This window comes from Exiguobacterium sp. (assembly GCF_020832205.1).
Lineage (GTDB): Bacteria > Bacillota > Bacilli > Exiguobacteriales > Exiguobacteriaceae > Exiguobacterium.
In genome coordinates this window covers 23724-43944 of sequence record NZ_JAFIFD010000001.1, presented here as the reverse complement: position 1 = coordinate 43944, position 20221 = coordinate 23724, and the positions used below count along the sequence as shown (strand labels likewise).

21 protein-coding genes are annotated in these 20221 nt (G+C 51.9%); 12 read left to right on the top strand and 9 right to left on the bottom strand.

Going from position 1 to position 20221, the window contains the following annotated elements:
- The first annotated feature begins 235 nt into the window (after positions 1-235).
- Positions 236-745 carry a MarR family winged helix-turn-helix transcriptional regulator gene (locus JJU47_RS00215; protein ID WP_228615570.1) on the top strand — a complete coding sequence of 170 codons (510 nt, stop codon included), beginning with the start codon at positions 236-238 and terminating at the stop codon, positions 743-745.
- Complete coding sequence (gene tyrS, locus JJU47_RS00210; protein ID WP_228615569.1) at positions 729-1979, top strand: tyrosine--tRNA ligase; 1251 nt, start codon at positions 729-731, stop codon at positions 1977-1979. Before JJU47_RS00215 ends, tyrS begins: the two co-directional genes overlap by 17 nt.
- 33 nt (positions 1980-2012) lie before the next feature.
- Here tyrS and JJU47_RS00205 read toward each other — a convergent pair whose 3' ends face one another.
- Complete coding sequence (locus tag JJU47_RS00205; protein WP_228615568.1) at positions 2013-2444, bottom strand: Rrf2 family transcriptional regulator; 432 nt, start codon at positions 2442-2444, stop codon at positions 2013-2015.
- 146 nt (positions 2445-2590) lie between these two features.
- Between JJU47_RS00205 and JJU47_RS00200 the strand changes: the two genes are divergently transcribed.
- Positions 2591-3451, top strand: coding sequence for an SDR family oxidoreductase (locus JJU47_RS00200; RefSeq protein WP_228615571.1), 861 nt, complete (start codon positions 2591-2593; stop codon positions 3449-3451).
- Positions 3452-3490: 39 nt separating this feature from the next.
- Here the strand turns inward: JJU47_RS00200 and JJU47_RS00195 are convergent, their stop codons facing one another.
- From JJU47_RS00195 to JJU47_RS00185, 3 genes are all read right to left on the bottom strand, one after another.
- Complete coding sequence (locus JJU47_RS00195; protein WP_228615567.1) at positions 3491-5023, bottom strand: methyl-accepting chemotaxis protein; 1533 nt, start codon at positions 5021-5023, stop codon at positions 3491-3493.
- 134 nt (positions 5024-5157) lie between these two features.
- Positions 5158-5877, bottom strand: a complete 720-nt coding sequence (locus JJU47_RS00190; protein WP_228615566.1) for a polysaccharide deacetylase family protein — start codon at positions 5875-5877, stop codon at positions 5158-5160.
- A 106-nt stretch (positions 5878-5983) separates the two neighbouring features.
- On the bottom strand, positions 5984-6634 hold the full coding sequence (locus JJU47_RS00185) for a TVP38/TMEM64 family protein (protein WP_228615565.1): 651 nt from the start codon (positions 6632-6634) through the stop codon (positions 5984-5986).
- Positions 6635-6833: 199 nt separating this feature from the next.
- On the opposite strand from JJU47_RS00185, the gene JJU47_RS00180 reads away from it, so the two are divergent.
- Positions 6834-8543: a methyl-accepting chemotaxis protein gene (locus JJU47_RS00180; RefSeq protein WP_228615564.1), complete on the top strand. Its 1710-nt coding sequence runs from the start codon at positions 6834-6836 to the stop codon at positions 8541-8543.
- A 35-nt stretch (positions 8544-8578) separates the two neighbouring features.
- Here the strand turns inward: JJU47_RS00180 and JJU47_RS00175 are convergent, their stop codons facing one another.
- Entirely contained in the window at positions 8579-9001 is a 423-nt protein-coding gene (locus tag JJU47_RS00175; RefSeq protein ID WP_483298110.1) for a DUF1801 domain-containing protein, read from the bottom strand.
- The gene (locus tag JJU47_RS00170) at positions 9001-9357 is read right to left on the bottom strand and encodes a DUF2200 domain-containing protein (RefSeq protein ID WP_228615562.1); all 357 of its coding nucleotides are present in this window, start codon (positions 9355-9357) and stop codon (positions 9001-9003) included. The genes JJU47_RS00175 and JJU47_RS00170 overlap by 1 nt, the downstream gene beginning before the upstream one ends.
- A 143-nt stretch (positions 9358-9500) precedes the next feature.
- Here JJU47_RS00170 and JJU47_RS00165 point away from each other — a divergent pair, with 143 nt between their 5' ends.
- Complete coding sequence (locus tag JJU47_RS00165; protein WP_228615561.1) at positions 9501-9953, top strand: MarR family winged helix-turn-helix transcriptional regulator; 453 nt, start codon at positions 9501-9503, stop codon at positions 9951-9953.
- A gap of 12 nt (positions 9954-9965) precedes the next feature.
- Positions 9966-10472: a GNAT family N-acetyltransferase gene (locus tag JJU47_RS00160; protein WP_228615560.1), complete on the top strand. Its 507-nt coding sequence runs from the start codon at positions 9966-9968 to the stop codon at positions 10470-10472.
- On the opposite strand, the gene JJU47_RS00155 is transcribed toward JJU47_RS00160, so the two are convergent.
- The gene (locus tag JJU47_RS00155; protein ID WP_228615559.1) at positions 10447-11133 is read right to left on the bottom strand and encodes a haloacid dehalogenase type II; all 687 of its coding nucleotides are present in this window, start codon (positions 11131-11133) and stop codon (positions 10447-10449) included. The two genes, JJU47_RS00160 and JJU47_RS00155, sit on opposite strands and share 26 nt — an antisense overlap.
- Positions 11134-11258: 125 nt before the next feature.
- Between JJU47_RS00155 and JJU47_RS00150 the strand changes: the two genes are divergently transcribed.
- Positions 11259-11855: an FMN-binding negative transcriptional regulator gene (locus JJU47_RS00150; protein WP_228615558.1), complete on the top strand. Its 597-nt coding sequence runs from the start codon at positions 11259-11261 to the stop codon at positions 11853-11855.
- 50 nt (positions 11856-11905) lie between these two features.
- On the opposite strand, the gene JJU47_RS00145 is transcribed toward JJU47_RS00150, so the two are convergent.
- The gene (locus JJU47_RS00145) at positions 11906-12526 is read right to left on the bottom strand and encodes a DUF624 domain-containing protein (protein WP_228615557.1); all 621 of its coding nucleotides are present in this window, start codon (positions 12524-12526) and stop codon (positions 11906-11908) included.
- Between the two features lie 27 nt (positions 12527-12553).
- On the bottom strand, positions 12554-13678 hold the full coding sequence (locus tag JJU47_RS00140; RefSeq protein WP_228615556.1) for a GntR family transcriptional regulator: 1125 nt from the start codon (positions 13676-13678) through the stop codon (positions 12554-12556).
- Between the two features lie 368 nt (positions 13679-14046).
- Between JJU47_RS00140 and JJU47_RS00135 the strand changes: the two genes are divergently transcribed.
- The 5 genes from JJU47_RS00135 (at position 14047) to JJU47_RS00115 (ending at position 20074) form a co-directional block, all read left to right on the top strand.
- The gene (locus JJU47_RS00135) at positions 14047-15396 is read left to right on the top strand and encodes an ABC transporter substrate-binding protein (protein WP_228615555.1); all 1350 of its coding nucleotides are present in this window, start codon (positions 14047-14049) and stop codon (positions 15394-15396) included.
- Positions 15397-15465: 69 nt separating this feature from the next.
- Positions 15466-16362, top strand: a complete 897-nt coding sequence (locus tag JJU47_RS00130) for a carbohydrate ABC transporter permease (protein WP_021066211.1) — start codon at positions 15466-15468, stop codon at positions 16360-16362.
- A 72-nt stretch (positions 16363-16434) separates the two neighbouring features.
- Positions 16435-17277, top strand: coding sequence for a carbohydrate ABC transporter permease (locus tag JJU47_RS00125; RefSeq protein WP_031200025.1), 843 nt, complete (start codon positions 16435-16437; stop codon positions 17275-17277).
- A gap of 69 nt (positions 17278-17346) precedes the next feature.
- Complete coding sequence (locus JJU47_RS00120; protein WP_228615554.1) at positions 17347-18747, top strand: arabinan endo-1,5-alpha-L-arabinosidase; 1401 nt, start codon at positions 17347-17349, stop codon at positions 18745-18747.
- 16 nt (positions 18748-18763) lie between these two features.
- Positions 18764-20074 carry an arabinan endo-1,5-alpha-L-arabinosidase gene (locus JJU47_RS00115; protein WP_228615553.1) on the top strand — a complete coding sequence of 437 codons (1311 nt, stop codon included), beginning with the start codon at positions 18764-18766 and terminating at the stop codon, positions 20072-20074.
- Positions 20075-20221: the final 147 nt, after the last annotated feature.

Here is a 20221-nt window from a genome sequence, read left to right as displayed (position 1 = left end):
CTTCCAGGGGATCAGCAAGCGAAGGGAGACCCAGCAGCGACAAAGTCGCGATGCGGCTCCCTGCTTGCCCCCAGAAAAGCGAGCTGTGCCCGGTCGGGCAAATAAAAAAGACTGCAGACAATGTTTTGTCTACAGTCTGTGAGGCCGTCTTTGGAGACGGTCTCTTTTTTTTGGTTGCATTTTAGGGAGACTTCAATTAATATCGTTTCATAGCTAACGATTAAGGAGGATGGAAATGAGACACGACGAGCGAGAACCAGTTTTGGATGATCGATTCAAACTTTTTGTGGATGAACTCGATCGGGATGCCATTGCGATTTTGACATCGATTGATCATTTTGCCCACACGATGAGAAGTCACTTTGAGAATCAAGTGCTCGTTCATTATCGTTTATCTTGGACCGCTTTCGCGATTCTGTACGAACTATTCGTCCACGGAAAGCTAGAAGTGCGTGATTTGGCGGGCAAAGTCGGCATAAGTAAGGCCACGGTCAGCAATGTGTCAAAGACGCTTGAGAAGAACGGCTATTGCGGACGTGAGAGCGATCAAAAAGACCGCCGCATGACACGACTATTTTTGACCGAATCCGGTGAAGAGACCGTAGCGACACTATACCCACGGTTCCATGCGGAGGAACGCCGACTTGTCCGCCATTTGGACACGAGTGAGAAGAAAACATTGCTTCGGTTATTAAACAAAATGAACGACAAAGGAGAGAGTGAGTCGAATGAAACCGACGTTTGAAGAGATGACACTGACCGATGAGCAATTACGGGAAGTCGAGAGGCAGATGGCTGAGTACACGCAAGGGGTGGATGACATCATTCCGACCGAAGAGCTAAAGATGAAAGTAGCGAAATCGATGATCGATAAGCGTCCGCTCAAGGTCAAGCTCGGCCTAGATCCTTCGGCGCCTGATATCCACTTAGGACACACTGTCGTGTTAAACAAGATCCGCCAATTTCAAGAGAACGGTCATGAGATCCACTTGATTATTGGTGACTTCACTGGAAAGATTGGAGACCCGACTGGGAAGTCAACGGCGCGGGTCCAGTTGACGGATGAAGTAGTCAAACAAAATGCGCAAACGTATTTTGATCAATTCGGCAAACTGATAGATATGGACCGTGTCGTCCTGCATTATAATTCAAAATGGTTGAAAGGACTCAGCCTAGAGGATGTCATCGGCCTAGCTGGTAAAATCACGGTCGCTCGTATGATCGAACGGGATGATTTTGAGGAACGGCTCGCCCTCGGTAAACCGATTTCCCTCCATGAGTTCTTCTACCCTCTGTTACAAGGCTATGACTCGATTCATCTCGAGAGTGATATTGAAATCGGTGGAACCGATCAGCACTTCAACATCTTGATGGGACGACATTTCCAAGAAAAGTTCGGACGAGAAAAACAAGTCGCAATCTTGATGCCGCTTTTAGAAGGACTCGATGGGGTCGAGAAGATGTCGAAGTCAAAACACAACTACATCGGGATCGATGAGTCACCTGCGGACATGTATGGGAAGACGATGTCGCTTCCTGATGAGCTCATGCCAAAGTTTTTCACGTTGGCGACCGGGTTCCCGCAAGAAACGATTGAAGCGACGCTGCGCGCACTCTCGTCAGGGAACTTACACCCACGAGATGCGAAAATGCGACTCGCTAAACGGTTCGTCGAGCTATACCATGGTGAAGAAGCGGCAGATCAAGCCGAACAAGGTTTCAAACGAGTGTTTCAGCTCCGATTATTGCCAGAGGATATGGAACAACGAAAAATTCCAAACGGGGAATCTGTGACGTTACTTGAGGCAGTCATGAAATTCGATTTATTCGCTTCAAAGAGCGAAGCGAAGCGCATGATTGCCGGTGGCGGCGTCCGCATCAACGGGGACAAACAGACGGATAGCGATGCGCCAATCCTACTCAAAGCGGGTATGATTCTACAGGTCGGCAAACGTAAATTCATTCAACTGAAAGACTAAAACAAGGGAAGCCCGCGTCGGGTTTCCCTTGTTTTACGTGCTCGAGTTGTTAGCCATGTCGTTCACGACATCGGCGAGGGTCACTTGCTTTAAAACGGATTCCATCGCCGATTGGGCATGGATAAAAATTGGCTCGATTGTTGCTTGGATCTGTTGGCCGACGGGACACGCCGGGTTCGGATTATCATGGATGCTGAACAGCTCGTTCTCCTCGACGACGCTGACGGCGCGATAGACGTCATAGAGCGAGATCTCGTTCAAGTTTTTGGCGAGCTTGGCACCGGCAACGCCGGGCGTCACTTCAATCAAATCGGCTTTCTTCAACATCGCCATGATTTTTCGGATAAGGGCGGGATTCGTGTTGACGCTACCAGCCAAAAAGTTAGACGAGGTGACGCCGTCCTGATTGACCTCGATCAACGTCAAAATGTGAATGCCGACCGCGAAACGGCTACTGATGGACATAAGCCACCCCTTTCTGAACAGTCGTGTAAGCGAATTGGTTACATCTTCAGTATAACAGGGAACAAGCAATTGACAAACGAAGATGCTGTAACTATGATGATTACATGTAACTGATTAAATTACAGGTTTGAAGGAGGAAAAAAATGATGAAATACTTAATCACAGGTGCAACGGGGAAACTCGGTTCGAAAATCGTCAACACCTTACTCGAAGCGGTGCCGGCAAGTGAAGTGGCGGTCAGCGTCCGCAACCCGGAGAAAGCGACGCTGTTGAAAGAGAAAGGCGTCGACGTGCGTCACGGCGACTTCGACAAGCCAGAGACGCTCGAAACGGCGTTCAAAGGTGTTGAGCGTCTGCTCATCATCTCGGCGGACGGGGACAACGACACGCGCATCCGTCAACACGCGAGCGTCGTCGAAGCGGCGGAAGCGGCGGGGGTCAAGTTCATCGCCTACACGAGTCTCGCCGATGCGACGAACAGTCAAAACCTCATGGCGCCGCCGCACGTCGAGACGGAAGGGGCGATCGAGCGTACCGGCATCCCACACGCGTTCTTGCGCAACAACTGGTACTTAGAGAACGAACTCGGCAGCATTCAAGGCGTCCTTGCCGGTGCCCCGTGGGTGACGGCTGCCCGTGATGGGAAAGTCGGTTGGGCGTTGCAACAAGACTACGCCGAAGCCGCGGCGAACGTTCTCATGGCAGACGACTTTGAGCAAGACGTCTTCGAACTGTCCGGCCCGCTCCACACACAAGCAGAACTCGTCAAAGCGCTCGGGGAAGTGCTCGGCCGCGAAGTCGAACTCCAGGAAGTGAGTGCGGACGCTTACGCCAACGTCATGCGCGGTGCCGGTGTGCCGGAAGAAGTCATCCCGCTCGTCGTCGGGATTCAAGAGAGCATCCGCAACGGCTCGCTTGAAGTCGAATCGAACGACTTCGAGCTCTTGCTCGGGCGTCCAGTGACGCCGCTGAAAGACGCGTTGAAACAGCTGATTGAGACGTTATAAGAAACAGGCCGCGAACATTGATATGTTCACGGCCTGTTTTTAGGTTGTCTTTGATCGTTCCTCTAGCTGGGTGGTCACGGTTTCGAGCGTGTTCGCGGTCGAGGCGAGACGGTCGGACATGTGGCTCAACTCTTTTTGGACGGCGACTTGTTCCTCGGTCGCAGCGGCGACGTGTTGGATTTGTTGCTGCAAAACGCTCGCCGCTTGTTTTGTCGAGGCGAGACGCGTCTCGAGCGCTTCCATCTGGGCCGTCACGTGCTGACGTGTCTCTTGGATCGAGCCGATTTGCGTATCGATTTCAGACACGTCTTCCGTCAAGCGGTGGAAGACAGCCGTGACGTCAGCGGATACGGTTTGGCAGTTCTCGGTCGCCTGCTTGAACAAGTGGGCCGATTCGCGTACGACCGACGTGTCGTCCATGAGCCCGCCGAGGACGCGTGTCATCTCGGACGCATATTCCCGGGACTGGACGGCGAGCTTGCCGACTTCGGAAGCGACGACGGCGAAACCGCGTCCGGCTTCCCCGGCGCGTGCCGCTTCGATCGAAGCGTTCAAGGCGAGCATGTTCGTTTGTTCACTGATTGTACCGACTTGTTGCAGGATCGCTTGGATCTCGGTCGATCGGTTCGACATCGTTGTGACGACGGCTTCGAGACGCGTCGATTCACCGATGATCTCCTCGACTTTTGTTTCCATGCGCTGCATGTCGCGATTTCCTGACCGGGCGTCGCTTGCAATGCGGGAAGCGGCGTTGGCCGTCTGCCCCATCCGGTCTTGGATGAGGGCGGTGAGAGAGCGAATCGACTGAAGTTCGTCAGCCCCGCGGTTCATTGACGTCTGTTGATCGCTCGCGTGCGTGACGATTGGATCAACGGTGACAGCGATTTGTTCGCCCGATTCGAGGGAGTGATTGGCGACCGTTTCGAGTTCGGCGGCGTGGGCTTTCAATGACGCGACGAGACCGCTCGCGTCTGTGACGGCATGTTCGAGCAGACGGCGCGTCTCGGCCTCAATCGCTTTCACCCGGGTCGATTCGACGTTGCGGAAATGGATCTGCGCGACGAGGACAGCGCTCAACAGCACGAGGTAGATGGCATGTACGAGGAGCAGACTGAACGGATAGTCGCTCGTGCCGCAGATGATTTCTGGGAACAAGAAGTATCCGGCCAAATGTTGCACCGCGAACAAGACGGTGCTGTACAGGATCAAGTCGATTTGGCGCATGAACGACAAGATCGCCAAGACGACGAAAATCGAGAAGTGATACTCGACGAGTCCTTGACCGCCGGCGACGGTCGAGATGCTCGCGAACGTGAGTGTCAGCATCATCCAGTATGGGAACGAGCGGGGATGTTTCCGTTCGCTGACGAGCATAAGGATGAAGAAGACGACCGGGACGGCGAACAAGACCCATGCCGCGACCGGGTACGGGTAACCCGTGGCACCGTTTCGCAGGACGGTATAGGCGTAAGCAAAATCGGTGAAGCGGTGGAGCAGGTGGACGGCGATGGACGTCAAGACGATGACGAGCGTCGTGACGAGCATCAATTGATTGCGTTTCGTTGAACTCATTCGGATTCCTCACATTCGTTTTCTAGTTCGATATGGCTACTTTATTATCGGACGGACGTCCCGAATGTTGATTGAATTTGCATATTCGATGAAACGGGAAGCAAAAAATGAGCGAAGGGCTCGATGTCCCTCGCTCATTTTCGTGACGTATTCGTTTTCCATTTGTTGTAGAAGTGATACGGTGGCGTGGTGTCAGCGATCGTCGTGAACACGTATTGCTCTCTCTTCAAATGACGAAGGATGTAGTCAAGTGAGGCCGGGGAAATCGATTGGTCGTGCATCAACACGACCGAGGCGATCGCGTTCGCCCGGACGTGACGAATCGTCTCGTACTGCAAGAGGCGCGGCTCATTTTTTCGTTTCCAATCGAGACTGTCGACGTTCCAGTCCCACATGTGGAACCCGGCCTTTGTCATCGCGTCGCGGTGAGGTTTCGTCATATGCGGGACGCTTCCGTACGGCACGCGCATGACGTTCGTCTTCACACCGGTCGTCTCAAAGATGAGCTGTTGGACGCGCTTCATTTCCTCGACGGCGGTGTGGGGCGATTTGTAAAACTGTTTCTTGTCATGGGTCATGCTGTGCAGGCCGAGCACGTGTCCTTCGGCGACGATCCGTTTCAACGTCGCCTCATTGGCTTTGATCTGTTTACCGAGAATGAAAAATGTCGCTTTCACTTGATGCTTCCTTAACACGTCGAGCAATAACAGCGTCTCGGGACGGGGGCCGTCGTCAAACGTCATATAGACGAGTCGCTTGTCGTCGTGACGCACCGCTTTTTCCGCAGCTGAAACAGACGGCGTCAAGCTGACGAGTAGACAAAGCAACAGGCAGGATATTAGCCATTTTCTCAATGTGATCGTGTCTCCTCATCCGTATTGGTTCTCATTTCCATTTTCGATTGTACGGCAAGGAAGGGAAGCGATTCAATCGCTTCTTTTCACGATGAGGGAATCAGATTCACGTCAGGCCGAGCCACTTTTGAACGGGCTCACGGAAGTAGTAGGTCACCCCGAGCAGACTCACGAAGACGAGGGCGGCGATGAAGATCGTCGTCACGCTCCCCGAGGCGAGGCTCGCTCCTAAAAAGCTGTAGGCGAGCGTCCCGGGAATCATCCCAAGCACGGTCGCGAAGAGAAACGATCGGAACCGGACTTTTGCGATGCCGGCCGCATAACTGAGCAAATCGAAACTGACGAGCGGGATGAGCCGTAACACGAACACGTAGAGGAAGCCGCGTTGTTCCATTTGCGTGAACAGTTTTTCCGACCATGGGTAACGATCGACGTTGAGTACCGAACGCCCGAACAAGCGGGCCATGACGTACCCGGTCACGGCGGCAGCGGTCGCGCCGACGATGATGTATAACACACCGGGCCAGACGCCGAACGCGAGCCCGGCCCCGAGCGAGAGGACGGACGTCGGCAAGAAGATGAGCGGGCCGACCGCATAGATGAGGATGAACACGAGCGGTCCCCACCAGCCGAACGACAAGACGACGTCACGCACGTCAGACGGCCGCAACTCGTAATGGAAGTGCGTGAGATAAAACAGGCTTCCGAACAAAGTGAGCAGAAGACTGAGTTTGAGCCAACGTGGCACGAGAATCATTCCTTTCCGTTCCTTTATTCTTTCACTAAGCGTATCTTATTTTCCCTCACGATGACGGTGAGCCGGCTTACAGAATATGCTCGCGATGTGTCCCGAATTCGATGATGGACCTTGAAAGTGGAAACTTAGGTCAACGGATGTGTAAAACCGCTTCATTCACCTATCCTTTCCTACGATAAAGCAAGTAGGAGGGATTACAGTGAAAAATTTAAGTATGTTCAAAAAGTTTACGGTGCTGCTCACCGTTTTCATTACGACGCTCGTCGTCATCGCCGCACTCAGCCACACACTCATCGTACGGATGGCCGACGAGGGACAGGCAATCTATGAGAACCGGCTAGTGCCGATTCGCGCGCTCGGTCAGATTCGCACGGACAACCGGGCGCTAGACGGGTATTTGCTCGAACTGATGTTGACAACCGATGCGACCCGGAACGAGGAGTTGCAAGCCGACATCTCAGAACGACGCAACAGTATCGGCACGAACTTGAAGGTGTTCAATGAGACGTTCTCATCGACGGATGAGACGGTGACGCAACAAGTCGAGAAGTTGAACCGAGAAATCAGCGCCTATCTAGAAGGGACGGAAGTCGTCTTGCTCCCGGCGTTGCGCAACGAAAACGCAGCGGCGTACCGCGTCTATTTGGATGATTTGCGGCCAATCCGGTTGAACCTCGTCAACACGGCAGCGGCCGTCATGGACGGCATCAATCAAGAAGCCGAAGCGGCAAGCGTCGCGATGCAAGATGACCGAAACCGGTCAGTGCTTACGTTTTGGGTGCTCGTCGCCATCGGAGCGTTGGCCTCGATCGGGCTCGGTGTCTACATCACGCGGCTCGTCGTAAGTCCCGTCCGTGAGCTGAATGCGCTCATGAGCCGGGCCGGTGCCGGTGACTTGACGGTCGAGAGCGCGTATTCGTCACGGGACGAGCTCGGTTCGCTCGCCGTGTCGTTCAATCAAATGAAAGACAACTTGCGCGAACTGATCCAGCAAGTGACACAGACGTCAGGCCGTGTCGCCGTCTCGTCTGACGATTTGAAGAACAACGTCGAAGAGACGACAAAAGCGACGGAGATGGTCGCCGTCACGATGGAAGAGATCGCGTCGGGCTCGATGCGTCAATTGACGCGAGTGAAGGAGTCGAACGGAACGATTACCGAGTTGACGCGAGGGATTCATCACGTCTCGAACAGTGCGCAACACATGACCGAGCTCTCGGACGGTGCGCTTCAAAAAGTCGGGACCGGCAACGACTTGATTGACACGCTCGAGTCACAGCTCGAAGCGATGAACGAGAAAGTGAAAGCATTGCAAACGGTCATCGGGCAGCTCGACGTCCGCTCGCAAGAAATCGGCACGATCACCGGTACGATTTCCGGCATCGCCGAACAGACGAATTTGCTCGCCTTGAACGCGGCGATCGAAGCGGCACGGGCCGGCGATCACGGACGCGGTTTCGCCGTCGTCGCCTCGGAGGTCCGAAAGCTCGCTGAAGAATCGGCCGTCGCGACGAAACGGATCTCCGGCTTGATCGGGGACACGCAGACGGAGACGAAACAAGCGGTCCAAACGATGCATGTCGTCGAGAGCGAGATGGGCCATAGCGTCACGAACGTCCAACAGGCAGGCGTGGCGTTCGAAGACATCAAGCGCGCCATCGAAGAAGTCGGACAAAACGTCGAAGAAGTATCAGGTGCCGTCCAAGAGATGGCAGCCGGTGCGACCGAGATTTTGACGTCTGTGAACGAGATCCAAGGCATCACCGAGACGACCGCGACCGAGACAGAGAACACGTCGGCGGCGACGGAAGAACAGATGGCGTCGATGGAAGAAATCACGGCATCGGCTCAAGAACTGTCGAACATGGCGGACGAGATGCGTCAGATGACGAAAAAATTCAACGTATGACAAAAGAGACAAGTCGCGCGCGACTTGTCTCTTCTTTAGCGTTGTTCGTAGGCGTGGACCCATTCCGCCGGTGTCATCTTCGAGACGAGCTCGCCGATCAGCTCGTACGGGATATGCTTGACGTTGCCGAAGCGGATACAGCTCTTGCCCATGTCGAGCTTCGTCGGCACTTCTTTAGCGTACGCTTCCTCGAACCAGCGGAGTAAATTTGGGTCGCTGTAGACACCCATATGGTACAGCGCGATGTGCCGCTTCTGGGCGATGACGCTCAAAAACGGGAGCGGAGTGCCGGGCGTGACGTGATACCCGTTCGGATACGTCGACAGCGGGACGACGTAGTGGATGCCTTTGCCGTCGTTCATCTTCTCGAAACCGTCCGGCAGATTCGCGTCGATGACTTCGATCAAGCGGATGAAAGCGTCGAGCCGTTTGTCGTCAACGAGTGTCGTGTAGTCCATCATGCGTCACCGCCCCGTAAAATCTTCGTCATCGCCTTGCCTTTGGCGAGTTCATCGACAAGCTTGTCCAAATAGCGGATTTCGCGCATGAGTGGCTCTTCGACGTTCTCGACACGGACGCCGCAGACGACGCCTTTAATCAAGGCGCGGTCTTCATTCATGCGTGGTGCGGCAGCGAAGAACGTCTCGAAGTCGACTTCATCTTTGAGTTGTCGGTCGAGCCCGGCCTCGTCATAGCCGGTCAACCATTTGATGATCGTATCGACTTCTTCTTTCGTCCGGCCTTTCCGTTCAGCTTTCGCGACGTAGAGCGGATAGACGCTCGCGAAGCTCGTCGTGTAGATGCGGTGTGCCATGAAATCCCCTCGTTTCGTGGAATGATACCTCCATTTTCTCATACAATCAAAATTCATATCTAAAAACATTTTTTGTTGCAAATGCAACTAAATGAATTATACTGAACGTAACGTATTGCAAATACAACAATCAGGAGGATTTGATGAGAGACCAGTTACGTGAAATCGGGATGATTGCCCGCGCCCTCGATTCAATCAGCAACATCGAGTTCAAGGAGCTTGCGCTGACGAAAGGACAATATCTCTATTTGGTGCGGATTTGTGAAGAGCCGGGCATCATTCAAGAGAAGCTCGCCGAATTGATTAAAGTTGATCGGACGACAGCAGCGCGGGCAATCCAAAAGTTGGAGACGAACGGGTTGATCACAAAACAGGAAGACCCGCACAACAAGAAAATTAAACGGCTCGTCCCGACCGAACGGGGCCAGGAGCTGTACCCGATCATCATCCGCGAGCACGAGCACTCGACGGACATCGCGCTCACCGGGCTGAGTGATCAAGAAGCCGAACAGTTGCTACGCTTGTTGAAGCGGGTCCGCCACAATATCGAAGGCGACTGGGAGTCGGTGAAGAAAGGCAAGAAACGAGACTACTGAGGGGGAACCGAGATGATTACCATCAAACCTTGTACAATCGCAGACATCGACGTACTTCGTACCATCAGCATCGAGACGTTCGAGGCCGAGAACGACCCGACACATCTCGCTGCTTATCTCGAGCGGGCGTACAACGTGCCGCAGCTCGAGTCCGAGCTAGCAAACCCGGACTCGCAATTCTTCTTCGCCATGCTCGACGGGGAAGTCGCCGGGTATTTGAAAGTGAACGCGAAAGACGCCCAGACCGAGGCCTTGGGCGAGGACGCGTTCGAGCTCGAACGGATTTACGTGCGAAGGGCGTTCCAAGGGAGTGGCGTCGGCAAGGCGCTGTACGACCAGGCCATCCGATGTGCGAACGAGCTGGACAAACGGGAGATTTGGCTCGGTGTGTGGGAACATAACCACAAAGCGCTCGTCTTCTATAAGAAGCACGGCTTCGTCCAGACCGGGGCGCACACGTTTTATATGGGCGATGACGCCCAAGTCGATTTGATTATGGCCAAGCCGCTTCGTCCGTGACCCATTCGAGTAAGCCGGACAAGTCGTCATAGACGGCGTCCGGTGCCAAGTCGGGCATGTCGATCGGCTTGCCCTCGCGATTGATCCAGGCGGTGTGGAAGCCGAAGCTTTTCGCGCCAGCGATGTCCCAACCGTTCGAAGAGAGGAACAGCACCTCGTCTCGCTTCAACCCGCTGTTCTTGAACCAGTGCAAGTAGGCGGCCGGTGACGGTTTGGCCTGTTTGACGCCGTCGATGCTGACGAGTTCATCGAACAGTTCCGTGAATCCGGCATTCTCGATCAACGCTTCGAGCATCGCATCCGTCCCGTTCGATAAGACGACGGTTCGCTTATGGTGGAGCTGTTTCAACACTTCCTCGACTTCGTCATAAGGGGTCAACTCGGCATACGTGGCAATCAGTGCGTCTTCGATATCGATGGTCCATGTCACGTCGGCCGCGGCCAATGCGTAACGCAAGGCGTCACGGGTGACGACAGAAAAGTCCTCATAACGGCCCATCATGTACCGCGTGAAGAAATAGTCGAGTTGTTTCGTCCGCCACGTTTGGCTGATTTGTTCGCCTTTCCCCGGAAACTGTTCGTCACATGCCGTCTTGACGGAATGGACGTCGAATAGCGTCCCGTACACGTCGAACACGAACGCTTGAATCGTCGGTTTCATGAGAAATCCCTCCTATGTGGTATAGCATCCTCTAGTCTTTACCCGACTTGATGAGGATTAGACGAATGAACGCGATATCCGATAAGCTAAAGGCAGTCACCAAAGTCATAGATGGGAGGAATTCGATGTACGTCCCGAAACTATACGCCGTCAATCAACCTGAAGAAGTCTACGCCTTTTTGAAGGCTCATCCGTTCGGCACCGTCGTCACGTATGACGGACGAAAGCCGATCGCGACGCACGTGCCGCTCCGGTTTCACCATGAGGCGGGAAAGACTTGGTTCACGACGCACGTCGCCAAGAACAATCCACAGTGGCAGACGATTGAAGACCAGACGGTGCTCGTCATCGTCCAAGGACCGGATGCTTATGTGTCGGCGTCGTGGTACGGGCATGAAGACGTGTCAACGTGGAACTATCAGGCCGTCCATGCATATGGACAGGCGACTATCCTGAACGCGGAACAACTCGAGGAAGACCTAGCGGGACTGCTGCGGGATCATGAAGGAGACCGTAATGACGCCGTCGTCTGGGAAGAACTATCCGAGCCGGTCCAACGACAAAAATACGGTGTCGTAGGATTCCGCATCGACGTCTCAGAGATGCAGGCGGCGTTCAAGTTGAGTCAAAATCGAAACGAAACGGATTATACGCGAATTGTCTCTGAGCTCGAGCAAGCAGGGTGTCCGATGGCGGACGTGATGCGAGGACATAAAAAATAACCCTGACCTCGTCTGCGCGACCGAAAACGCAGATGGGGGAAGGGTTTGTTTCATGACGATTCGACGTCGGCATGTTGGCTCGTGATGGTGCGGTCTATCTGGTGAAGATACAATTTCGTCGTTAAAAAAACGATGAATGAAAAGCCGAACAACAGATAGAGTGGTGACCGGTACGCGAGCATGCCGAGTGCTGTGAACAATAAGAGCGCGAGCACGACGATATAGCCATATCGCATGATGCTGAATAGCGCCAACTTCAAGGCGTCCATCGTCTTCATCTCATAATGCGTCAAAACCGGAAACAGAAATAACGAAAGGGCAAGGAAGATAAACCCGATCACGAATAGGCTTGTGAAGAGAATCGTCTGGCCGGTATCGATTTGACGAATGAGTAAAAAGTCGATCAACAAGACGGATAAAAACAAGGTCCAAGCTACACCGAGTTTATAATGACGGCGTACTCCTTCATTAAAAAAGCGGAAGTAAGCGTGGAATACGCTATAATCTTGATTGATCGACCATTGCCGTGTGACGGCACTCAAGGCGTACAAGCCAGGGAACAGCGTGATGAGAGGCAAAATGGTCAGTAAGAAGACCACGTTCAGTTGAACCAGGCTAGTGACAAATTCGAGCGCTTGGAATAGTTTGTTATGTTCATGTTTTAAATTCATGAGGACCTCCAAGAAGTTAGGGATGAATCAGCCTAATTTAGATTCGAGACGGTTATAAGGTGCGGTCGAGTTGCGGACGATCAATTCTGGTTCATACGTGTGTGACGGTGGCGTGTCCTTTTTCTCAACAGCTGCGATGATCCATTCGGCCGCGGCACGGCCCAGTTCTTGCTTCGGGTGGATGATGGAAGTCAGTTTTACTTCTGTCGCGACGGCGAGCACCGAATCGTCGTATCCGACGAGTGAGACGTCTTGGGGGACAGAGAGACGCAGACTTCTCAACTGGTCTAACACATTGAGGGCAAGTTGGTCGTTGTAACAGACGATTGCGCTCGGCCGTTCGTCCGCGTTCTTGAACACGCGATGAATCACGTCATAAAAAGAGGGCACAAGTTCTTCTGTCGTATACGTTATAATTAATTCTGGTTCTAAAGGAAGATTGTATTCCCGGAACGCGCGTATGAAGCCGCGCATCCGATGGACCCCTTGAAGGTCATCTGTTTTAAAGAGTCCCATGATGCGCTCATGGCCAAGTTTGATGAGATGTTCTGCCGCTAAGAATCCACCCTTCTCGTCATCCATGATCAAATAAGGAGGCGTCAACTGCGAATAGTATTGGTTAATCATCAAATAAGGAGTATGTTGTTGTTCGAGTTCTAAATAATATTTGATATTCGGATTGTAGCTGCTGCTCTTCGTCGGCTCGACAATCAATCCATCAATTTGACGATCTAACATCATCTCGAGGCATTGTCGCTCTTTCTCGACGTTGTTATCCGTACAAGACAGTGTCAACGTATATCCTTTCGAAGCCAAGTGGGATTCAATCCCCCGGATGATAGACGGGAAGATATAGTCAGACATGTAAGTCGTGATGACCCCGATATTTTTACCGTTTCCAGAACGTTCCATCGTTTGGGAAGTAGAGGTCGGAAGGACAGGGGAACAGTATGTGCCCGATCCTTGTTCGCGGTACAGATAGCCTTCATTCACTAATTCTCCAACAGCTTGCCGAATCGTATGACGGCTCACTCCAAATGATTGGACCAATTCATTTTCAGACGGAATTTTTTCACCTGGTCTTACCGTTCCATCTTTTATCCATTCAAGAATATGATCTTTGACCATATTGTACTTTGTGCGTTGTGCCATTTGGCGTCCCTGCTTTCTCTCGTGTACGTCGAACAACTCATACGTACAAGATATGATCTTATCTCCATATTAACAAACAAATGTGCCGTTTACTATGAATAAGCAAAAAAAGCATCTGAATTTTCTATGAATATGTACGGACGAAATGTAAAAAATACATAAAAATCAAATTGACATGTCCGAACGTGTGTAATAGACTCGAATTGTACAGAAAACGCTTTCATTACTTATCGTATTGGTTTAATGGCTAGGAAATGTATAGTGTTGTGTGGGCTTCATTATGCAGGATGCTTTTTTATTTAACTCAACATGTACGTACATCTTCATCGTGCATTAAGCATGAATATAAATTGACGGAGGAATTCACAATGAATCGTAAATCGAAAAAAATGTTTGCGTTAACGATGTCAGCACTCATGACAACTTCTTTGGCGCTCGCCGGTTGTTCGGGAGATGAGGCAGGCGCTGACGGGAAAGTTGAACTGACATTTATGTTCCGTGGAAATCCAGAAGAGTTAAAAGCCTATCAAGCAACGGTAAAACGTTTTGAAGAAGCGAACAAAGATGTGAAGGTAACGATGGTCCAAACGGCGCCAGATCAGTACGATACAAAACTCAAATCGGCCATCGCAGGTCGGAAAATCCCAGACGTCTTCTTCTATAATCCTGCCCAAGTAAAAGCATACGTAAACTCGGGTGTGTTACTCGATATCACAGAGGCGGTCGAAAATTCGGAAGACGTCAAGTTGGACGACATTTGGGAGAAGGGTGTCGATAAGTATCGTTTCGATGGTGAGACGCTCGGAGAAGGAGCGATTTACGGACTGCCGAAAGACCTAGGTCCGTTCGCTCTCGGTTATAACAAGACGATGTTTGAAGACGCGGGCATCCCGCTTCCAGATAAAGACAAACCATATACATGGGATGAATTCGTGGACGTCGCTAAACAGTTGACGAAAGATACGAACGGTGACGGGAAGATGGATCAGTACGGTACTGGTTTCAACGTGAACTGGGCCCTTCAGCCGTTCGTTTGGAGTAACGGGGCGGACTGGATTAACGAAGACGGAACAAAAGTGACAATCGATGATCCGAAGTTCATCGAAGCGTTACAGTTCTTTGTCGATCAACAGTTGAAACATGGTATTACACCGTCGATCGGGGAAACGCAGACGCTCGACACGTACCAACGTTGGTTGAAAGGGCAGCTCGCTTTCTTCCCGGTCGGTCCTTGGGATATGGCGGCATTTAAAGAACAATTGAAATTCGAGTACGACTTACTCCCATGGCCAGCCGGTTCGACAGGTAAAGCGTCAGGATGGGTTGGCTCGCTCGGGATTGGAGTCGGTTCGACGACGAAACATAAAGAGGAAGCAGCAGAGTTAGCCATGTACTTGTCTGCTGACCAAGAAGGTCAACAAGCGCTCGTAGACGCACAAGTCCAATTGCCAAACAGTATGGAAATCGCCGACAACTGGGCGGCTGACACGTCAATCAAACCAGAAAACAAACAAGAATTCCTTGATTTGATCAACGACTATGGCCGTGGTTTCCCGGCTGAGAAAACATACACGGCAGAATGGTATGACGAGTTCTTCAAAAACATCCAGCCTGTCCTCGACGGCAAGACATCGGTCGAAGACTATGTGAAGACGGCGCAGCCGAAGATGCAGAAATTGCTCGATGCGGCAATCGCACAAGAGGAACAGGCGAACTGATCAGAGAGTCGAAACGGGGGTGGCGATGTTCGCCACCCGCGTCTCTGACGTTGAAAGGATGGAAGGACAATGAAGACAAAATCGATTTCCAAGTTATATCGAACTGAACAGCGTTACGCTTACTTGTTCGTTGCGGCACCGGTCATTGGATTCTTCCTCTTCGCGTTCGTACCGTTGATGTACTCTGTTTACGGCGCCTTCACGAATTGGAACGGCCTCGGTCAAATGAAATTTATCGGGTTTGAGAACTTCGTTAACTTGTTCCAAGATGAATATTTTTATAAATCGATGTACAACACGCTCTTTATGATGATTGGGATTCCGATTGGCATCGTTCTCGCGCTCCTGCTCGCCCTCGCGTTGAATCGAAAGATTTTTGGGACGGACACATTCCGCGTGATTTACTACATTCCCGTAATCTCGTCGATTGCTGCCGTGTCGATCTTGTGGCAATGGGCGTACAACGGGGACTATGGGTTGGTGAACCAATTCTTGGCATTGATCGGGATCGATGGGCCGAACTGGCTTCAAAACACCGATACCGTCAAACCGGCGCTCATTCTCATGGCGATTTGGAAAGGGCTCGGCTACACGATGCTCCTCTATCTTGCGGCGTTACAAAGTGTGCCAAAATCATTTTATGAAGCAGCAAAATTGGACGGGGCGAACGCGTGGCAAAGCTTTTGGCACATCACGCTCCCGATGGTCAAACCAGTCACATTCTTCATTATTGTAACGAACATCATCGGTGGGGCACAGATTTTCACGGAAATTAACGTCATGACACCGACCGGAGGACCGGAATACTCGTCTGCCTCTGCGGTCTTCTATATTTGGCAAAAATCGTTCGGGAATTTCCAACTCGGTTACGCTTCGGCGATGGCGCTCGTCCTCGGGCTCTTCATTTTCATCGTCACGTTGCTCCAATTCCGGATGAATGAAAAATCATCGTTCGATCTTGATTGAGCGACTCGTGTATATGAAAGGAGAATGACCATGCAATTAGCTCTCTCGCGGAAAAAAGAGAACGTGGAAACGATGTCGGTTAAGAAGAAGGATCGAATTACAGATTTCTTCATCTTTATCTTCCTGTCCATCGGAGCTGTCGTCATGATTGCGCCGCTACTCTGGATGGTGTCGACGTCGCTAAAATCAAAAGAGGATGTATTTGCGCTCCCGCCGGTGTGGATCCCAACCGATATTTCGTTTAGCAAATATACGGAAATTTGGAGTATGGGTCCGCTACTGTCCGGGATATCAAACAGTTTGATTGTCGCCTTATCGGTCACAATCGTCGGGACGTTCACGTCGAGCTTGGCGGCGTTCGCGTTTGCGAAGTTGAACTTCAGAGGCAAGAATAAAATCTTCCTGCTTTTGTTCGCTTCCGTCATGATCCCGTATCCGGTACTCATGATTCCTCAGTTCATGATGTTTTCGAGCATCGGCTGGGTGGACACGCTGTTGCCGTTGATTGTGCCTGGACTGTTCGGAAATATTTTCATGATTTTCTTCTTGCGTCAGTTTTTGAACAGCATCCCGAACTCGATTATCGAAGCAGCGAAGATTGATGGCTGCTCGTACTTCCAAATCTTCTACAAGATTATCTTCCCATTGATCAAGCCGGCCGTGGCTGCGCAGTTGATTCTTTGGTTTATGGCAATCTGGAACGACTATCTCGGGCCGATTCTGTATTTGAACTCGCCGGAGAAACAGACGCTTCAACTTGTCATCGCGAACTTTAACGCATCTTATGCAATTCAAAGTGATTATCCGTTAATCATGGCCGCGTCCGTCGTGGCGTTACTCCCGATGTTGATTGTCTTCATGATCTTCCAAAAACAGATCATCGAGTCGATTGCGATTTCTGGTGTGAAGGGCTGAGGTGTGACAGGACAAAGGCACCCGTCTTTTTAAGGCGGGTGCCTTTTTGACGGAGAAAGGAGATTTGGCATGAGAAAAATGATGGTATGGCTAACACTACTCGCCGTAGCAATCGGAGGAATCTTTTTCTGGCAGACGACGAGTGCGTCAATCGATGAGTTGGCGCTCCCGAAAGCGCCGTTTGATCAAAAGGTGGAAGATGTGACGCCGGATGTGCTCAACAAAGAAAGCGAGTGGACGACGAACTTCACGCATGACGGGGCAATCTTTAAAGATGGTGACACGTACTACGTCTTCTCGACGGATTACATGGTGGGTAGCCCCCCGACGCCCGGCATTCAAATCCGACAATCGACCGACCTCGTTCATTGGGAGTTCGTTGGCCGTGTGTTCGATCAAGTGTCTGAAGAGGCGTTCGCTTGGGCCGGTGGGAATACGTTCTGGGCTCCGGCGATCACAAAAATTGGAGACCGTTTCCACTTGTACTATTCCGTATCAGGGGTCGGGAGCCGAACATCGTACATCGGGCTAGCGACCGCGTCAACAATCGAAGGACCTTGGGAAGACGAGGGTGCCGTCGTGGCGTCTAAAGACGGGGACGGAGGTGTCGCCAACGCGATTGACCCTCACGTGACACAGGATGCAGAAGGGAAATGGTGGATGACATATGGGTCATACTTTGGTGGAATCTTTTTGACGGAGATTGACGCGGACACCGGGAAGCGAGTGGACGAATCGTCAGAAGGAACGCTGCTCGCCAAGCGGAAAGACGTGTCGATGGGCATCGAAGGACCGGAAATCTTATATAACGACGAGACCGGCTATTACTACTTGATGGTGTCGTACGGTTGGTTAGAAGATACGTACAACGTCCGAATCGGTCGCTCGAAGTCGATCACTGGACCGTTCGTCGACTCGCGTGGCCGTGACTTACGCGACGAATCGGATGAGTCATTTGATACGGGTGTGAAAATCGTGGGCTCGTACCAGTTCGAAGGAGATGACGGATATGTCGGGACCGGACACTCGGCATTCTTACAAGACGGGACTGATACGTTCGTGCTACATCAGGCGCGGCCGAGTGAAGACATCTATTGGTCACAGCTGCACGTCCGGAAAGTGTATTGGACGAAAGACGGTTGGCCGGTCGTCTCGCCCGAGCGCTATGCAGGCGAAGGAGACGTTAAGGTCGACGACGCCCATCTGGTCGGGGACTGGGACGTTATCACGTTCCCGCGATTCGATGACGGACAGCAAGCTTCGAGTAAATTGACGCTCAAACGAGACGGGAAGCTCGGAAACGGGGACGGATCTTGGCGATTGACCGGCTCAGTCCTCGAGATCCAAGTCGGGCAAGAAACGTATGAGACGCAAGTCGGAGCGGCTTGGGACTGGGAGACTTGGCAACCGACGATCATCTTCACAGGCCTGATCGAGGACGGCACCGCCGTATGGGGAAAAAAACGATAAGAGGAGAAACGGGAACATGCAAAAGCTGAACAGTCCGAAACGAGAAGAACGTTATGTGTTAGAGCGATTGACGAACGAAACGATGTGGGGCACACACAACGCCCACGACCCGGCTTCAATCAAAGTCGGGGATTGGTATTACGTGTTCTCGACGGACGCCGCCCACGGGCATCACATTAACGGTGGGATTCAAGTGCGCCGCTCGAAGGATTTAATCCATTGGGAGTTTGTCGGTTTGGCGTTGAAGGAACTTCCGCACGAGGCTGTGGAATGGACCGGGGCGCCGGGGCTTTGGGCGCCGGAAGTCGTGTTTATGGGTGGTCGCTATCTCATGTACTATGCAGCTTCACAGTTTGGACAGACGCAGTCCTATATCGGTGTCGCCAGCGCGGAAACGATAGCCGGACCGTGGCAGGATCACGGGCTCGTTGTGAAGAGTGAGGCCGGGACGTCTGGACCGAACGCGATTGATCCGAATATTACGTTCGATGCGCACGGAGAGCCTTGGCTCGTCTACGGCAGTTTTTTCGGTGGACTGTATGTATTCCCGGTCGACCCGGAAACCGGCAAGAAACGTCCGGGCAGTGTAGAAACGTTGATCGCGAAACGGCATCAAAGTGTCGAAGGGGCGATTGAGGGACCATACATCGTCTATCGCGAGACGGATCGACATTATTACTTGTTCGTCTCCTACGACTCCCTTTTCAAGGATTATCATATTCGTGTGGCTCGATCGACTTCAATTACTGGACCATACGTCGATTTTGACGGGAACGTCATGACCGACCTCGTGCTCGATCCGCAACAGGTCGGCATGAAGATACTAGGCGGTTATCGGTTTGGGGACGATGAGGGCTGGGTCGGACCTGGTCATAACTCCGTCTTGCAGGACGGGGACAAGGATTATCTAGTCCATCACGTCAGAGGTGAGAAAGATCCGCACTGGCACGAGCTGCATATCCGAAAGATCATCTGGACGGAGTCGGGGTGGCCGCTCGTCTCTCCGGAACGATACGCCGGAGAAGCGGAGCGGTCCGTCGGGATGGAAGAGCTCATCGGCGAGTGGGAGTGGATTTATATGGACCGAACGAACCATGGCGTCCTACCTTCGAGTAAGATTCAACTCATGGCTGATGGGACGTTTGTAACGGAATACGGCAAACGAGGCCGTTTTGAAAAATTAACGGATACGAGCGTCAAACTCTACGGGTCAGAAGAAATCACCTGGTACATGTTGCCGGGCTGGGACTGGGAGCGTTGGCGAGAGACGGTCGTGTTCGCGGGACTGTCTGATCGAGGTCATGTCTTCATCGGTAAGAAACTATAAAGATACGTACAACTTCTCTCGGTTTATTTTCGTGAAATGGTCACAGATTGCTCAGAAACATTACGGAAATGTTGAAATAAAATGTTGAAAACAGTTGATTAATTTAAAATAGTTGATACAATCAAGGTGTAAGTTATACGTACAACT

What these genes read in the sequence shown, in the direction of transcription:
- JJU47_RS00115 (WP_228615553.1), top strand. Translation starts at nt 18,764, where the DNA reads ATGCAAAAGCTGAACAGTCCGAAACGAGAAGAACGTTATGTGTTAGAG.
- JJU47_RS00215 (WP_228615570.1), top strand. Translation starts at nt 236, where the DNA reads ATGAGACACGACGAGCGAGAACCAGTTTTGGATGATCGATTCAAACTT.
- JJU47_RS00205 (WP_228615568.1), bottom strand. Translation starts at nt 2,444, where the DNA reads ATGTCCATCAGTAGCCGTTTCGCGGTCGGCATTCACATTTTGACGTTG.
- JJU47_RS00185 (WP_228615565.1), bottom strand. Translation starts at nt 6,634, where the DNA reads ATGATTCTCGTGCCACGTTGGCTCAAACTCAGTCTTCTGCTCACTTTG.
- JJU47_RS00200 (WP_228615571.1), top strand. Translation starts at nt 2,591, where the DNA reads ATGAAATACTTAATCACAGGTGCAACGGGGAAACTCGGTTCGAAAATC.
- JJU47_RS00165 (WP_228615561.1), top strand. Translation starts at nt 9,501, where the DNA reads ATGAGAGACCAGTTACGTGAAATCGGGATGATTGCCCGCGCCCTCGAT.
- JJU47_RS00160 (WP_228615560.1), top strand. Translation starts at nt 9,966, where the DNA reads ATGATTACCATCAAACCTTGTACAATCGCAGACATCGACGTACTTCGT.
- JJU47_RS00170 (WP_228615562.1), bottom strand. Translation starts at nt 9,357, where the DNA reads ATGGCACACCGCATCTACACGACGAGCTTCGCGAGCGTCTATCCGCTC.
- JJU47_RS00125 (WP_031200025.1), top strand. Translation starts at nt 16,435, where the DNA reads ATGTCGGTTAAGAAGAAGGATCGAATTACAGATTTCTTCATCTTTATC.
- JJU47_RS00130 (WP_021066211.1), top strand. Translation starts at nt 15,466, where the DNA reads ATGAAGACAAAATCGATTTCCAAGTTATATCGAACTGAACAGCGTTAC.
- tyrS (WP_228615569.1), top strand. Translation starts at nt 729, where the DNA reads ATGAAACCGACGTTTGAAGAGATGACACTGACCGATGAGCAATTACGG.
- JJU47_RS00155 (WP_228615559.1), bottom strand. Translation starts at nt 11,133, where the DNA reads ATGAAACCGACGATTCAAGCGTTCGTGTTCGACGTGTACGGGACGCTA.
- JJU47_RS00140 (WP_228615556.1), bottom strand. Translation starts at nt 13,678, where the DNA reads ATGGCACAACGCACAAAGTACAATATGGTCAAAGATCATATTCTTGAA.
- JJU47_RS00135 (WP_228615555.1), top strand. Translation starts at nt 14,047, where the DNA reads ATGAATCGTAAATCGAAAAAAATGTTTGCGTTAACGATGTCAGCACTC.
- JJU47_RS00195 (WP_228615567.1), bottom strand. Translation starts at nt 5,023, where the DNA reads ATGAGTTCAACGAAACGCAATCAATTGATGCTCGTCACGACGCTCGTC.
- JJU47_RS00120 (WP_228615554.1), top strand. Translation starts at nt 17,347, where the DNA reads ATGAGAAAAATGATGGTATGGCTAACACTACTCGCCGTAGCAATCGGA.
- JJU47_RS00150 (WP_228615558.1), top strand. Translation starts at nt 11,259, where the DNA reads ATGTACGTCCCGAAACTATACGCCGTCAATCAACCTGAAGAAGTCTAC.
- JJU47_RS00145 (WP_228615557.1), bottom strand. Translation starts at nt 12,526, where the DNA reads ATGAATTTAAAACATGAACATAACAAACTATTCCAAGCGCTCGAATTT.
- JJU47_RS00175 (WP_483298110.1), bottom strand. Translation starts at nt 9,001, where the DNA reads ATGGACTACACGACACTCGTTGACGACAAACGGCTCGACGCTTTCATC.